This window comes from Rhodococcus sp. 21391, assembly GCF_016772255.1.
Lineage (GTDB): Bacteria > Actinomycetota > Actinomycetes > Mycobacteriales > Mycobacteriaceae > Rhodococcus_F > Rhodococcus_F opacus.
Map to the genome: position 1 here is coordinate 3,522,216 of NZ_CP063781.1, position 13,411 is coordinate 3,535,626.

At 67.8% G+C, this 13,411-nt stretch carries 14 protein-coding genes; 3 read left to right on the forward strand and 11 right to left on the reverse strand.

Annotated elements, in window-relative coordinates:
• Positions 1–212 precede the first annotated feature (212 nt).
• The 5 genes from GO592_RS16430 to GO592_RS16450 form a co-directional block, all read right to left on the reverse strand.
• Complete coding sequence (locus GO592_RS16430) at positions 213–671, reverse strand: Hsp20/alpha crystallin family protein (protein WP_005261399.1); 459 nt, start codon at positions 669–671, stop codon at positions 213–215.
• Between the two features lie 267 nt (positions 672–938).
• Positions 939–1,235, reverse strand: coding sequence for a hypothetical protein (locus GO592_RS16435; protein ID WP_007296937.1), 297 nt, complete (start codon positions 1,233–1,235; stop codon positions 939–941).
• 121 nt (positions 1,236–1,356) lie between these two features.
• Complete coding sequence (locus GO592_RS16440; protein WP_007296936.1) at positions 1,357–1,758, reverse strand: hypothetical protein; 402 nt, start codon at positions 1,756–1,758, stop codon at positions 1,357–1,359.
• 136 nt (positions 1,759–1,894) lie between these two features.
• On the reverse strand, positions 1,895–3,625 hold the full coding sequence (locus GO592_RS16445; protein ID WP_007296935.1) for an acyl-CoA dehydrogenase family protein: 1,731 nt from the start codon (positions 3,623–3,625) through the stop codon (positions 1,895–1,897).
• Between the two features lie 68 nt (positions 3,626–3,693).
• Positions 3,694–5,439: a proline--tRNA ligase gene (locus GO592_RS16450; protein WP_007296934.1), complete on the reverse strand. Its 1,746-nt coding sequence runs from the start codon at positions 5,437–5,439 to the stop codon at positions 3,694–3,696.
• Between the two features lie 56 nt (positions 5,440–5,495).
• On the opposite strand from GO592_RS16450, the gene yaaA reads away from it, so the two are divergent.
• Positions 5,496–6,239, forward strand: a complete 744-nt coding sequence (yaaA, locus tag GO592_RS16455) for a peroxide stress protein YaaA (RefSeq protein ID WP_005565339.1) — start codon at positions 5,496–5,498, stop codon at positions 6,237–6,239.
• Between the two features lie 50 nt (positions 6,240–6,289).
• Here yaaA and GO592_RS16460 read toward each other — a convergent pair whose 3' ends face one another.
• Genes GO592_RS16460 through GO592_RS16475 form a run of 4 tightly spaced genes read right to left on the reverse strand, consistent with a single transcriptional unit; the run spans position 6,290 to position 9,759 of the window.
• Positions 6,290–6,676, reverse strand: coding sequence for a universal stress protein (locus GO592_RS16460; RefSeq protein ID WP_005240634.1), 387 nt, complete (start codon positions 6,674–6,676; stop codon positions 6,290–6,292).
• On the reverse strand, positions 6,673–8,232 hold the full coding sequence (locus tag GO592_RS16465; protein WP_005240632.1) for a tripartite tricarboxylate transporter permease: 1,560 nt from the start codon (positions 8,230–8,232) through the stop codon (positions 6,673–6,675). Before GO592_RS16465 ends, GO592_RS16460 begins: the two co-directional genes overlap by 4 nt.
• A gap of 1 nt (position 8,233) precedes the next feature.
• A complete protein-coding gene (locus GO592_RS16470) occupies positions 8,234–8,773 on the reverse strand; it encodes a tripartite tricarboxylate transporter TctB family protein (protein WP_007296933.1) in 540 nt (179 codons plus the stop codon).
• Positions 8,770–9,759, reverse strand: a complete 990-nt coding sequence (locus GO592_RS16475; protein WP_007296932.1) for a Bug family tripartite tricarboxylate transporter substrate binding protein — start codon at positions 9,757–9,759, stop codon at positions 8,770–8,772. Before GO592_RS16475 ends, GO592_RS16470 begins: the two co-directional genes overlap by 4 nt.
• A 67-nt stretch (positions 9,760–9,826) precedes the next feature.
• On the opposite strand from GO592_RS16475, the gene GO592_RS16480 reads away from it, so the two are divergent.
• The gene (locus tag GO592_RS16480; RefSeq protein ID WP_050998595.1) at positions 9,827–11,443 is read left to right on the forward strand and encodes a sensor histidine kinase; all 1,617 of its coding nucleotides are present in this window, start codon (positions 9,827–9,829) and stop codon (positions 11,441–11,443) included.
• 30 nt (positions 11,444–11,473) lie between these two features.
• Positions 11,474–12,148 carry a response regulator gene (locus tag GO592_RS16485; RefSeq protein ID WP_007296930.1) on the forward strand — a complete coding sequence of 225 codons (675 nt, stop codon included), beginning with the start codon at positions 11,474–11,476 and terminating at the stop codon, positions 12,146–12,148.
• A gap of 9 nt (positions 12,149–12,157) precedes the next feature.
• On the opposite strand, the gene GO592_RS16490 is transcribed toward GO592_RS16485, so the two are convergent.
• The gene (locus tag GO592_RS16490) at positions 12,158–12,925 is read right to left on the reverse strand and encodes a trypsin-like serine peptidase (RefSeq protein ID WP_007296929.1); all 768 of its coding nucleotides are present in this window, start codon (positions 12,923–12,925) and stop codon (positions 12,158–12,160) included.
• Positions 12,926–12,986: 61 nt separating this feature from the next.
• Positions 12,987–13,358, reverse strand: coding sequence for a glyoxalase superfamily protein (locus tag GO592_RS16495; protein ID WP_005259260.1), 372 nt, complete (start codon positions 13,356–13,358; stop codon positions 12,987–12,989).
• Positions 13,359–13,411 lie beyond the last annotated feature (53 nt).

The following is a 13,411-nucleotide window of genomic DNA, read 5'->3' on the forward strand; positions in this document are numbered from 1 at the left end:
CCTCCTCGGTTTCTTCGCTCGCGGCTGGTAAAGCGTTACGTTCTTGCTTGTCCTCTACTGTGCCGCGCACGGTCCGACCCGACCAGGACCCCCAGTGGTGGCCGGTGCACCCGGAGGTGTTGTGCTTTCCACCCCTGGGGTGGGTGGACGCGGGCACGCCGAAGCCCCCTCGGCGAGGGGGCTTCCGCACAGCAGATGTTCCCGCCGCAGCGTCAGGTCGTCTCGCTCGCGGGACCCGCCTCGATCGTGCGATGCTCACCGGTTCCGAGGCTGGAGACCTCGATCCGCCGCGGCTTCGCCCGTTCGGCGAGCGGGATTGTCACGCTCAGGACACCGTTCTCGTAGGACGCCGAAATGCGGTCGGGGTCGACGCCGTCGCCGAGCGACAGCTGGCGCCGGAACGTTCCGCTGAACCGCTCGGAGGCGATCCATTGCACGTTCTCCTCGGACGGCGCGCTGCGATGAGCCGTCAAGGTGAGCGTGCCGTTGTCGACACTGACGTCGACGGAACCGGGATCGACGCCCGGCAGGTCGGCGTGCAGGACGTAGTGGTCGTCGACCTTGTACAGATCCATCGGCATGAATCGTGGTACCCGCGCGGTTCCGGATTCCGTGCCGAGGAGACTCTTGGTCATGGATTCGAGGTCATTGAAAGGATCGAAGCGAAGCACAGCAACACACCTCCTGCATCACTCGAGGCGCCCGCCACCCCGACGGGCAGCCAGATTCACTGTGCATCGCCAATTTAGCACTCGACACCCGAGAGTGCCAGTTCGGGAGGACCCTGGAATCTTCGCGTTGTGAGGTCCGGTTCCGGGGTCCTCGCCGCGACGTACCGACCGGTCGGGGCCGCTCGCGACTGGAGGGTATTCTCTACTGCCACTTCAGAATGCGGTGCACGGACCGGCGCGACCAGGCACCCTGGGGTGCGAATCCCGTCACCCCCAGGGTTGCCCCTGGCCGCCGCCGAAGTCGTAGCCGCCGACGCTCGCTCCGTCCGGACCGGCGTTGATGCCGTCGATCGCGATCACGGTGCCGACAGCCGCTCCGCCGATCGTCACGGTGCCGCCCTGAGGGTTCTGTCCGGGCGCGAGGTTGCTCACGGACGGGTCGTCGGCGGGGGCGTCGGGTGCCGCCGACGCGATGCCGGCGCCTGCGGCGAGGACGAAGAATGCGGCGGCGACGGTGGCACCCGTGCGCGTCAGAGCAGTGGGAAAGTCGAAGGACATCGACATGAAAGAACCTTTCACAGTGTGTGGTGCCGGGGAGGCGGGGTGGGCAGTACTGACGCCGAGGGGCGGCACCCGCGGGTGGCGGCCCCTCGAACTTCAGGAAGATCGCGCAGTCACGACGCGGTCAGATGCAGAAGATGAACGAGCAGTTTTCGGTGCTGTCCCCGGCGCCCGCGCCGCCGGCGCCACCCGCACCACCGGTGGCAGGACCACCGTTTCCACCGTTGCCGCCGTTGGCGTTGCCGCCGTTGGCGTTGCCGCCGTTGCCGACGTTCGTGTTGACCGTTGCACCGTCTCCGACCGCTGCGCCACCGATGATGACGCCGCCGGAGTTGTCGACGTTGCCATTTGCGGAGCCGCCGTTGGCGCTACCGCCTGCGCCGCCGGCGCCGCCCTGCGAACTACCCGGAGCCCCGGCACCGCCGGCTCCACCAGCGGGGTCGGCCGAGGCGATTCCTGCTCCGACAGTGAGGGCGAAGCCCGCGATGGCGAGAGCGGAAAGGGTGCGCTTGAGGGTGTGTGTCATGTGTGGATCTTTCTGTGGGGGTGGGGTTTTGCTTGCCACATAAGAATGCGCCGATCGGACCCACCCGACCAGGTACCCCAGGGGGCGCAACCGGCACCCCGAGGGATGACGCCACCCCACCCCCGTAGAGCCGTGTCTACGGCCGCATTTCGTAGGCGCCGTCGTAGTTCTCCACCTGCGCCCACACCCGCGAGAACCGCTCCGCGTCGACCACCGGGCGGCGTATCGCGCCGAGCGCCCACTTCTGCTGCGCCTCGGTGGCAGACGATTTTCCGTGCAGCGCAACGGCATAACCGGAGAAATCGCGGATCTGGAAATCGAAGATCTGGTCGATCAGATCGCGGTCGACGCCGGTGATCGCGGCCTGCTCGAGAATCAGGTGCCCGTAGACCACGAGCGAGAACAAGTGCCCGAGGTCGAGCAGGAAGTCGAGATCCTTCTGCTGGGCCGCGTCGGGCGGGGCGGTGGTGAGCAGTTCCCTCAGCGCGGTCGCCTGCTCGTGGAAGCGAGCGACGTTGGGGACGTCCGAGTGCGCCTCGTAGGTCTTCGTCCAGTCGTGGAACTGAATCTTGCCGGCACCGCGGGTCGGGCCCTGGGCCCAGAAGAACGCATCGTCGGCGGCGTCGAGCCGGGTGCCGATCACCGGGTACTCCGCCGGGTTGAGCAGGTAGTTCGGCATGAACTTGAGGATCAGGCCGACGTTGACGTGCACGGTGCCCTCGAGCTTCGGCAGAGTGCCGATCAGCTGGGCGGCCTCGCGGAAGTAGGTGTTCTTCTCGTAGCCCTTCGCCGCGATCACGTCGTGCAGCAGCGCGATCACCTTCTCCCCTTCGGAGGTGACCTTCGCCTTCGTCATCGGGTTGAACAGCAGGTACCGGCGGTCGTCGAGACTCGCGCTGCGGAAGTAGTCGACCGAGCGTGCGCTGAACAGCTTCATCGCGATCAGCCGGCTGTAGGCGTCGACGAAGTTTCCGCGCACGTGCGCGAAGTCGGTGACGGGGTTGCCGTACAGAATCCTGTTGTGCGCGTGCGTGATCGACTCGTAGAACGCGTGCTCGGAGATCCCGATGGATCCTGTGCACAGGTTGAACTTGCCGACGTTGACCGTGTTGAGCGCCGCCTCGAACGCGGCAACCCCCGTGTGGAGAATGTCCTCTTCCCGCACCGGGTAGTCCTCGAGCCGGAACGTGCTGACGTACATCTGGCCGTGCACCACATTGCCCTGCAGGTGGTAGGCCGGGTGGCGGCTGTCCGCGACGAAGAAGACGTACCCGTCGCTGCCCTCCACATCGGTGCGCCTGCCGAACACCGACACCATGCCCGCGACGTTGCCGTTGCCGATGTAGTACTTGTCGCCGCTCGCGGTGAACGCCAGATCCGGGTCGTTGTCGGCGGGGGTCAGCAGCATGTCCGTCGAGTAGACGTCCGCGCCGTGCTCTTTCTCCGACAGACCGAACGCCAGCACCCCGCCGTCGTCGAGGAGCGTCGCTGCCCGTTCCTTCGCGGCGCGGTTCCCGCTCATCCAGATGGGGCCGAGACCCAGGATGGTCACCTGCCACGCGTACCAGTACGCGAGACCGTAGAAACCGAATATCTCACTGAGGGCGGCGTTGCGTGCGGCATCCCAGCGCTTGTCCGGATCGCCGCCAGCCAGGTCGGCGGGGGTGAGGAACTTCGCGAACAGCTTCTCCCGTTTCACGAACTCCAGGAAGTCGTCGGGCCACACGGCCTCGAGATCGTCCTCGAGCAACCGCTTCTTGCCCCGCGACTCGAACCACTCGATCAGCGCCCGCAGCAGTCTGCGCGTCTCCGGATCGAAATGCTCGGGATCGTAGGAGGTCGGATCGAACAGCAGGGAATTCGTCACAGCAGGCCTTTCGTCCGGACGTGTCAGGCCAAGCTAACAGTCCGGACGAAAGGCGTGGGGCGGTTTGATCAGCCCCTGACGGTCTCGACGATCTCGCTCAGCGCGGACTCGGCGGCAACCTCGCGGCTCTCGCCGGTGAAGCGGTCGCGGACCTCCACCTTGCCCTCGCCCCAGCCGCGGCCGACGACCACGACGAGCGGGACACCGAGCAGTTCGGAGTCCTTGAACTTCACGCCGGGCGACGCCTTGCGATCGTCGAGGATCACCTCGAGACCGGCCTTGTCGAGTTCGGCGGCGAGTCCCTCGGCGCCTTCCCGGGCGGTCTCGTCCTTGTTGGCGATCACCACGTGCACGTCGGCGGGCGACACCTCGGCCGGCCAGCGGAGGCCCTTCTCGTCGTGGTGCTGTTCCGCGATCACGGCGACGAGGCGGGAGACGCCCACGCCGTAGGAGCCCATGGTCGGGCGGACGGGCTTGCCGTTCTCGCCGAGCACGTCCACGGAGAACACGTCGGTGTACTTGCGGCCGAGCTGGAAGACGTGACCGATCTCGATGCCCCGCGCCGCGACGAGCGCACCGGCGCCGTCGGGGGACGGGTCGCCGTCGCGGACCTCGGCGGCCTCGAGGGTGCCGTCCGGGGTGAAGTCGCGGCCCGCGACGAGCCCCACCACGTGCTTGCCCTTCTCGTCGGCTCCGGTGATCCAGCTGGTGCCGTCCACGATTCGGGGGTCGACGAGGTAGCGAACTCCGTTGGCCTGCAGCGCCTTCGGTCCGACGTATCCCTTGATCAGGAAGGGGTTGGCCGCGAAGTCGGCCTCGGTGAGCAGTTCGAACTCCGCGGGCTCGAGGGAGGCGCCGAGACGCTTGTCGTCCACCTCGCGGTCGCCGGGAACGCCGATGCCGAGCAGTTCCCACTTGCCACCGGGCTGCCGGGTCTTGACGAGGATGTTCTTCAGCGTGTCCGCGGCGGTGACGGTCCTGCCCAGGTCGGCGCCGTTGGCCCACTCGACGAGCGTCGCGATCGTGGGGGTGTCCGGGGTGTCGTACACCTTCGCGGCGGGCAGTCCGTCGAACGGCACCGGCTCGGGAGCCAGCGTCTTCACCGCCTCGACGTTGGCGGCATAACCCGACTCGAGGCAGCGGACGTAGGTGTCCTCACCGATCTCGCTCTCCGCGAGGAACTCCTCCGATGCGCTGCCGCCCATCGCACCGGACGTCGCCGACACGATCACGTACTTGACGCCGAGCCGGCTGAAGATCCGCTCGTAGGCGTCGCGATGCGCCCGGTACGACTCGGTGAGTCCTTCGTCGGTGAGGTCGAAGGAGTACGAGTCCTTCATGACGAACTCGCGGCCGCGGAGAATGCCTGCCCGCGGGCGCTCCTCGTCGCGGTACTTGGTCTGCACCTGGTACAGGGTGACCGGGAAATCCTTGTACGAGTTGTACTCGCCCTTGACGGTGAGCGCGAACAGTTCCTCGTGGGTGGGGCCGAGCAGGTAGTCGCCGCCCTTGCGGTCCTTCAGCCGGAACAGTCCGTCGCCGTACTCGGTCCAGCGGTTGGACGCCTCGTACGGTTCGCGCGGCAGGAGCGCGGGCAGGGAGATCTCCTGGGCACCGATGCCGTTCATCTCTTCCCGCACCACCCGCTCGACCTCACGCAGCACGCGCAGACCCAGCGGCAACCACGAGTAGACGCCGGGCGCGATGCGACGCACATAACCGGCGCGGACCAGCAGCTTGTGGCTGGGGACCTCGGCGTCGGCGGGGTCGTCGCGCAGAGTGCGGAGGAACAGGTGGGACAGGCGGGTAATCACGGGATACCAGAATAGTCGGCTGGGACGGGGAGGGGCGCGTCGGTAGGGTTTCGTGCGTGCTGGTGCTACTTCCTCCCTCCGAAACCAAGTCCGACGGCGGCGCCGACGCGCCCCTCGACCTGGCCGAGCTGTCGATGCCGCAGCTCACCGAAACCCGCGAAGTGCTGGTCCAGGCGCTGGTCGCGCTGGCGGCAGACGGGGAGGCGTCGCAGCTCGCGCTCGGCCTCGGCCCCACCCAGGCCGACGAGATCGAGCGCAACGCCAAACTATGGGTCTCCCCCACCCGGCCCGCACTCGAGCGCTACACCGGTGTGCTGTTCGACGCGCTCGACGCGAAGTCGTTCACCAAGGCGCAGAAGTCCAAGGCGCTGTCGCGGCTGGCAATGGGGTCCGCGCTGTTCGGTGCGGTGCGCGCGGGTGACCTGATCCCCGCCTACCGATTGTCGGGCGGATCGAAGCTCCCGGGGCTGGGCACTCTCCGCGCGTTGTGGAAACCGGAACTGAGCCGGGCGATCGCCGCGGAAGCGGACGGCCTCGTCGTCGACCTGCGGTCGGGGACGTACCAGCAACTCGGACCGATCCCCGAGGCCGTGATCGCCACCGTCCTCACCGAGAAGCCGGACGGCACCCGCACCGTCGTCAGTCATTTCAACAAACACCACAAGGGTCTGCTGGCGCGTGCGCTCACCGTCTCCCGCGCCGAACCCCAGGACGTGCGCGGGGTGGCGCGGGTGGCGTCGAAGGCGGGCCTGCGCGTCGAGGTGGCGTCGGACCGCGAGCTGATCATCCTCACCGACTGACCTGTGAGTACTTATCAACCGCCGGCGGTTGATAAGTACTCACAGGGGCTTCATTCGGGCTTGACTGCCAGGACCGGTTTGCGGCAGGACAGCAGCAGGCGCTGGGCGGTGCTGCCCATCAGGAGCTTCCCGACCGGGGTGCGGTCGCGGATGCCGATTACGAGCAGTTCCGCGCTGGGCGCCGTCATGGCCTCGAGAATCACGTCGACGGTCTCGTCTCCCACGATCTGCCGGACCTCGTGGTCGACCCCGCTCGCGGCCAGCTTGCCTTCGAGTTCCTCCAGGTGGGCGTTGTCGGCGAACGACTGGTCGGCGAGGGAATCGCCCTTCGACGTGTTGATCACGAGCAGCGACGTACCGCGCAGCTGCGCCTCCGCGACGCCGTGTTCGAGGGCCGCCCCTCCGAACTGGTCAGGGGTGTATCCGACGACGATCATGCGTGTGCCTTCTCTCTGGTGTCGGTGGAGTCGCCACCGGCCGGTCCGTCGGGGAAATCGGGTGCCGCGACGGGGTAGTGGGCGCGGACGACCTTGGCGACGAGGGGTGCGATGAGGAGCACTGCGATCACGATATAGACGATGATCGCGACGGGCTCGGTGAACAAGCTGCCCCAGTCACCCCCACCGAGCTGCAGGCTCTGCCGCAGTTGCCGTTCGATGCGCGGTCCGAGGATGACGCCGATGATCAACGGCAGCACCGGCAGCCCGAACCTCCGCATCATCAGACCCATCAGCCCGAACGTCAGCAGCAGTGCGAGGTCGAGCCACTGGAGGTTGACGGCGAACGCGCCCAGCGCGGCGAAGAACAGGATGCCCGCGTAGAGGTAGGGGCGCGGCGTGCGGAGCAGCTTCGCCCACAACGGTGCGAGCGGAAGGTTGAGCACCAGGAGCAGGAAGTTGCCGATGAACAGGCTCGCGATCAGCGTCCAGATCAGCAGCGGCTCCTTCTCGAACAGCGTCGGTCCCGGCTGGATTCCGTACGACACGAATGCCGTCAGCATGACCGCGGCCGTGGCGTTGGTCGGCAGGCCCAGCGACAGCATCGGCACGAGTGTGCCCGCCGCGGACGCGTTGTTGGCGGCCTCGGGACCGGCGACACCTTCGATGGCGCCCTTGCCGAATTCGTCCTTGTGCTTCGACAGCTTCTTCTCGGTGATGTAGGAGAGGAAGGTGGGCAGTTCGGCGCCGCCTGCGGGAAGTGCGCCGAACGGGAACCCGTAGGCGGTGCCCCGCAACCACGGCTTCCACGAACGCTTCCAGTCGCTCTTGCCCATCCACGGCCTGCCGACGGGAATGACCTCGGCCGGCTTGCGGCGGAGGTGAGCGGCCACCCAGAGGGCCTCACCGAGTGCGAACACGGCGACCGCGACGACGACGATGTCGATCCCGTCGGACAGCTGCGGGATGCCGAACGTGGCACGCGGCTGGCCGGTGAGGAAGTCGATGCCGACCAACCCGATCGCGAGACCGAGCAGCAGGGAGATGCATCCGCGGAGCTTCGAGGTTCCGAGGACGGCCGTGACGGCCACGAGGGCGAGCAGCATGATCGCGAGGTAGGACGGGGCTCCGAGGGTGACCGCGAAACTCGACACCATGGGCGCGAACAGCACCAGGAGCATCGTGCCGATCGACCCGGCGACGAACGACCCGATCGCGGCGGTCGCCAGGGCCTGCGCGGCCCTGCCGGCTTTCGCCATCTTGTTGCCCTCGATCGCCGTGATCACCGACGACGACTCCCCCGGCGTGTTCAGCAGGATCGACGTCGTCGACCCGCCGTACATGCCGCCGTAGTAGATGCCGGCGAACATGATGAACGCTGCGCTCGGGCTGACGTTGTAGGTGACGGGAAGCAGGAGTGCCACGGTCATGGCTGGTCCGATGCCCGGGAGGACGCCGACCGCCGTGCCGAGAAGGACGCCGATGCACGCGTAGAGCAGATTCATGGGGGTGGCTGCTTGCTCGAACCCCTGCAGCAGCCAGTTCAGATTGTCCATGTCAGAGAATTCCGTCCAGAATGCCTGCGGGCAGCGGTATTCCGAGCCCGACGTAGAACGCGTAGAAGCTGCCGAATCCGAGCACGGCCCCGATGGCGATGTTCCGCACCCAGTGCCGGCTGCCCAGAATGGTTGCGGCCCCGGCGAACAGGATGGTGCCGATGATCGCCCAGCCCAGGAAGTCGACGAGTGCGATGGTCACCACGAACAACCCGACGAGCAGGCCCACCGTCTTCCAGTCGCCCGGGGATTCCGGATCGACGTCTTCGCCGCCGTCGGCTTCCCCGGTGGACCCCCTCGTGATCGCGACGGCGAGCAGCACGGCGAAGACCAGCAGTCCCCCACCGATGACGAGCGGGAACAGTCGCGGACCCACCGGGTCGACCTTCGCGAAGCCGTCGCTGAGCGACAGTGCGTCGACGATGAGGAACACCCCGATCACGGCCATCACCGCGCAGACGATGAACTGTGCGTAGTCCCTCCGCTTCGGCGCCGGCGCCGTGTCCGCGGAAACGGCGGACGGTTCGGCGGGCGCGGTCATGCCAGCCCCAATTCGGCCAGGGTGGACGAGACCCGCTCGTCCTGGTCCCGGAGGAACTGCTCGAACTCCGGTCCCGTCGTGAAGGCGTCACTCCAACCGTTCTTCACCAGGGCCTCCTTCCATTCCGGTGTGTCGTGCAACTTTTCGAGCGCCTCGACCATGTCGGCCTTGGCACCGTCGGACAGTCCGGGCGGCGCCAGGATTCCCCGCCAGTTGGTGAAGGTGAGGTCCACCCCGGCCTCCGTAAGTGTCGGCGCGTCGATACCTTCGACCCGCTCGTTCCCCGACACCGCGAGGACCCGGACCTGGCCTGCCTCGATCTGGTCGACGTACTCGCCGAGTCCCGACGTGCCCGCGGTGATCTTCTGGCCGAGCAGCGCCGTCAGCAGATCGCCACCGCCGTCGTAGGACACGTAGTTCACCGCGTTCGGGTCCACTCCGACCGCGCGCGCCGTCTCCATCGGGAACAGGTGATCCGGCCCGCCGGGCGAGGAACCGCCGCCGATGGTGATCGACGCCGGGTCGGCGCGCCATGCGGCCACGAAGTCGTCGATGGTCTGCAACGGTGAATCCGCGGGCACGAGGATGCCCTCCTGCTCCTCGACCACCTTGGCCAGCGCGGTGGCCTCGGACACGCGTGCGGTGGATCCGTTGGTGTAGCCGGCGCCGACGACGCCCAGGCCCATCATCATCATGAGATCGTCGTTGCCGGCCTCGTTCATCAGCCTGGCCATCGCGACCGTTCCACCTGCGCCGATCACGTTGAAGACCTCGACGCGGCCGGTGATGCCCTCGTCTTCCATGATCTTCACCGCAGTGCGCGCCGTGAGGTCGTAGCCGCCGCCCGGACTGTTCGGAACCATCATCCGCACCCTGTGCAGGCCCTCGTCCTCGCCGCGGGTGACCCCGCAGCCGGCCACGAGGAGGCCTACGAGCGCGAGCAGGAGCAGCGCGCGTACCCTGCTCCCGCTACCTGTTCTCGACATCGTTCCTCATTTCGCCATGAATGTGATCTTCCGCAATACTGAACCCCAGGGGTGATGCACGTCACCTATGCGAACGAAACGGAACTTAAGTTCATTGTGGTCACCACTTCATCCCCGCGTGCGTAGCCTCGCGGGCCAGGTCCTGCTCCTCCAGCTCGTCGTCGTCGGCGTCGTGCTGCTCGCGGTGGCCGCCGTGTCGGTGCACCAGTCGACCGTGGAGTTCCGTGACCTCCAGGGGCAGCGCATGATCGCGGTCGCCGAGAACGTGGCGTCGACGCCGGTGGTGCGCGACCAGCTGTCGGACCGCTCGGTCGAGCGCGTGCTGGCGCCCGAGGTCGATCGCGCCGTCAACCTGTCGGGCGCCACACTCGCCGAGATCGTCGCGCCGAGCGGGGCGGTAACCGTGTCGTCCGATCCGACGCGGCTCGGGGTGCCCGCGGAACTCGGCGCCAGCGATGTGATGACCGGGCGGGCTTGGTCGGGCGACGTCGACGTCGACGGACGCCGCGCCATCGTCGGACACGTCCCGATCCTGTCCGCCACCGGGGACGTCCTCGCGGTCGTCTCGGTCAGCGACGACTACCCGTCGGTCTGGGATCTGCTCAGCAGCGCCGGGGCGCGCCTGCTCCTGTATCTCGGAATCGGTGCCGGTCTCGGGCTTCTCGGCTCGTGGCTGCTGTCGCGCCGGATCAAGACCCACACCCGTGGACTCGAAATCGCCGAGATCGCAAGCCTTGCCGACCATCGCGAGGCCCTGTTGCACAGCATTCGCGAGGGTGTGGTCGCGGTGAACCCCGACGGGGTGATCACCGTGCTCAACGACAGCGCCCAGGAACTTCTCGACCTCACCGACGACGCCGTCGGCCGTCACGTCGACGACGTCGCGCTCGACCCCGCCGTCCGGCAGTACCTCCTCAACGGGGAGGACGGCCGCGACGTGGTGCTGTCGACGTCGTCGCGCATGCTCGCGCTGAGCCGGCGAGCAGCCACCAGCCAGGGGCACAAGATCGGCACCGTCACCACGATGCGCGACAGCACCGAACTGGCGTCCATGCAGAGCCAGCTGTCTTCGCACAAGAGTGTCACCGACACCCTGCGCGCGCAGACGCACGAGTTCGCCAACCAGCTGCACACGATCTCGGGTCTGACGCAGCTCGGCGACTACGACGCCGTCACCGAATTCGTCGGCACCCTCACCCGCCGTCGAGCGGAGATCAGCGACGCTGTCACGCAACGCATCTCGGATCCGGCCGTCGCCGCACTGCTGATCGCGAAGACGTCGCTCGCCGCCGAGACCGGGGTGTCGCTGACATTGGAACCCGACTCGCACCTGCACGCCCTCGACCCCGAGCTCGCCACCGACGTGATCACCGTCCTCGGCAACCTCATCGACAACGCCGTCGACGTGTCCGAGGGCAGCCGGGACGCGCGGATCTCGATCCGGATCACCGACGACGACGGCATTCTCATCGAGGTCGCCGATTCCGGCCCCGGCGTTCCCGAGACGATGCGGGAGGAGATCTTCTCGCGCGGTGTCACGTCGAAGCCGGGCACACCCGGTGGCCGCGGAATCGGGCTCGCCCTGGTCCGTCTCGTCAGCTCCCAGCACGGCGGCTCCGCGGCCGTCTCGGACGCACCCGGCACCGGTGGTGCCTTGTTCACCGTCCACGTGCCGCGTAGCTAGACTCTCCGATCATGACGGGACGGCGTGGCGATGTATGAGGTCCTGGTCGTCGACGACGACTTCATGGTCGCGGAGATCCACCGCCGATTCGTTGACAAGACACCGGGGTTCACCACCGTCGGGGTGGCGCGTACCGCCGCCGAGGCCCTCGAATCGGTGCGCACCGCACACCCCGACCTCGTGCTCCTCGACGTGTACCTGCCGGACATGTCCGGCCTCGACGTCCTGCAACGACTGCGTGCGGAGGGCAACGCGGTCGGCGTCATCATGATCACCGCCGCCCGGGAGATCGACACCGTCAGCCGCGCACTACACGGCGGCGCCTCCGATTATCTGGTCAAACCGTTCGACTACACGCAGCTGCAGGAGAAACTCGAGAACTTTCGCCGCCGGGCCCGCGCCCTCGAATCACAGTCCGGCGCAGACCAATCCCTGATCGACTCCCTGTTCGGGGGGAAGGGAAAGAATCCGGAACCGAGCCGGCTCCCCAAGGGGCTCAGCGCCGAAACCGGGCGCCTGGTGCTCGACATCGTGCGGTCGAAGGGCGAGCTGTCGTCGACCGAATGCGCCGAACTCGCCGGACTGTCCCGGGTCAGCGTGCGCCGTTACCTCGAGCACTACCTGTCCGAGGGTCTCCTGGAGGTCCGGCTCGAATACGGGGGCGCCGGCAGGCCCGTCCGCCGGTACCGGCCTGCCCCACGCTGACACGGTCGGTCAGGATCGGGTGCAGGCGCCGGCGAGGGCGAACGGTGTCGAGTCGCCGGCACCGCGGCGCTCCGCGCGGTCGAGCAGGGCGAGCGTTCCGGAACCGAACGTCGGCGAATAGGACACCGAGTCGGTGCACCCGCCGTGGTCGAGGCCGCCGACGAGGGCGACGACCCGCGAACCCGTGATCCACGGGCCGCCGCTCGTTCCCTCGCCCAGCCCGTCGCAGACCACCGTGGGGTAGCTGTCCGTCGATGTGGTCGCGGCGGTGCACGACACCGGACCGTCACCGAGGGTCGGATAGCCGGTCACGGCCACGGTTGTCGCGGGTTCGGGCGCGGACGCCAACTCGAATCCCCCACCGACCACCGATTCGACGGACGCCGGCACAGTGGTTCCGCTCGGGGCCACCCGGAGAACGGCGTAGTCGTGCTGAGGGTCCTGCGACTCCAGCCAGGCGGGGTCGACGTAGATCTGGGACACCGTCCACAGTCCGAACGGGGACACGCCACGATCGAATCCGGGTGCGAACGACAGCGCACCCCCGGACCCCGCGATGCAGTGAGCGGCAGTGAGCACGAGGTCGCCGTCCGCGCTGTCCAGAACCGATCCGGTGCAGACGTGGAGCGGTGTGCCGGCCAGGAACAGCGGGCCGACGCGAGGATCCGGTGCGTCGGGCGCAGGCGCGGCGGCAGCCGAACCCCCGGCTACGCAGGAAGCCAGGAGCAGGACCACCGCGGCTGCCCCCGTGACGGACGGGCGGGAGGGCGTGACCACAGGATCATCATGCTCCGCTCGTCGCGCTCGGGTAGGCGGATTTCTGCTACCGGCCGCCGGGTCAGCTGCGTGGCGGAAGCTGCTGCAGCGCCCACTCGTTGCCGTCGGGATCGGCGAAGTACACGAAGCGCCCCCACGCCAGGTCCTGCACCTCGCTGACGGGAACGCCGCGGGCCGACAGCTCGGCGTGGGCGGCATCGGCGTCGTCGATGACGATCTGCAACCCGTGCACCGAGCCGGGCGGGGTGTCGACCAGGCCCTCACCGACGGCGATCGAGCACGCCGACCCGGGCGGTGTGAGCTGGACGAAACGCACGTTCTCGTTCACGCGGTGGTCGTGGTCGACGACGAAGCCGACCTGGTCGGCGTAAAACGTCTTGGCCCGGTCCACGTCGGACACCGGCAAGATGATCAGCTCGATTTTGTAATCCATGACCGGATGCTATCGACGGCGTCCGACAACCGGGCCGAAACCGGACCGGACCG

Coding starts and splice junctions, on each gene's coding strand:
- GO592_RS16440 (WP_007296936.1), bottom strand. CDS start 1,758: ATGACACACACCCTCAAGCGCACCCTTTCCGCTCTCGCCATCGCGGGC.
- GO592_RS16480 (WP_050998595.1), top strand. CDS start 9,827: ATGCGAACGAAACGGAACTTAAGTTCATTGTGGTCACCACTTCATCCC.
- GO592_RS16495 (WP_005259260.1), bottom strand. CDS start 13,358: ATGGATTACAAAATCGAGCTGATCATCTTGCCGGTGTCCGACGTGGAC.
- GO592_RS16460 (WP_005240634.1), bottom strand. CDS start 6,676: ATGATCGTCGTCGGATACACCCCTGACCAGTTCGGAGGGGCGGCCCTC.
- GO592_RS16435 (WP_007296937.1), bottom strand. CDS start 1,235: ATGTCGATGTCCTTCGACTTTCCCACTGCTCTGACGCGCACGGGTGCC.
- GO592_RS16485 (WP_007296930.1), top strand. CDS start 11,474: ATGTATGAGGTCCTGGTCGTCGACGACGACTTCATGGTCGCGGAGATC.
- GO592_RS16470 (WP_007296933.1), bottom strand. CDS start 8,773: ATGACCGCGCCCGCCGAACCGTCCGCCGTTTCCGCGGACACGGCGCCG.
- GO592_RS16465 (WP_005240632.1), bottom strand. CDS start 8,232: ATGGACAATCTGAACTGGCTGCTGCAGGGGTTCGAGCAAGCAGCCACC.
- GO592_RS16475 (WP_007296932.1), bottom strand. CDS start 9,759: ATGTCGAGAACAGGTAGCGGGAGCAGGGTACGCGCGCTGCTCCTGCTC.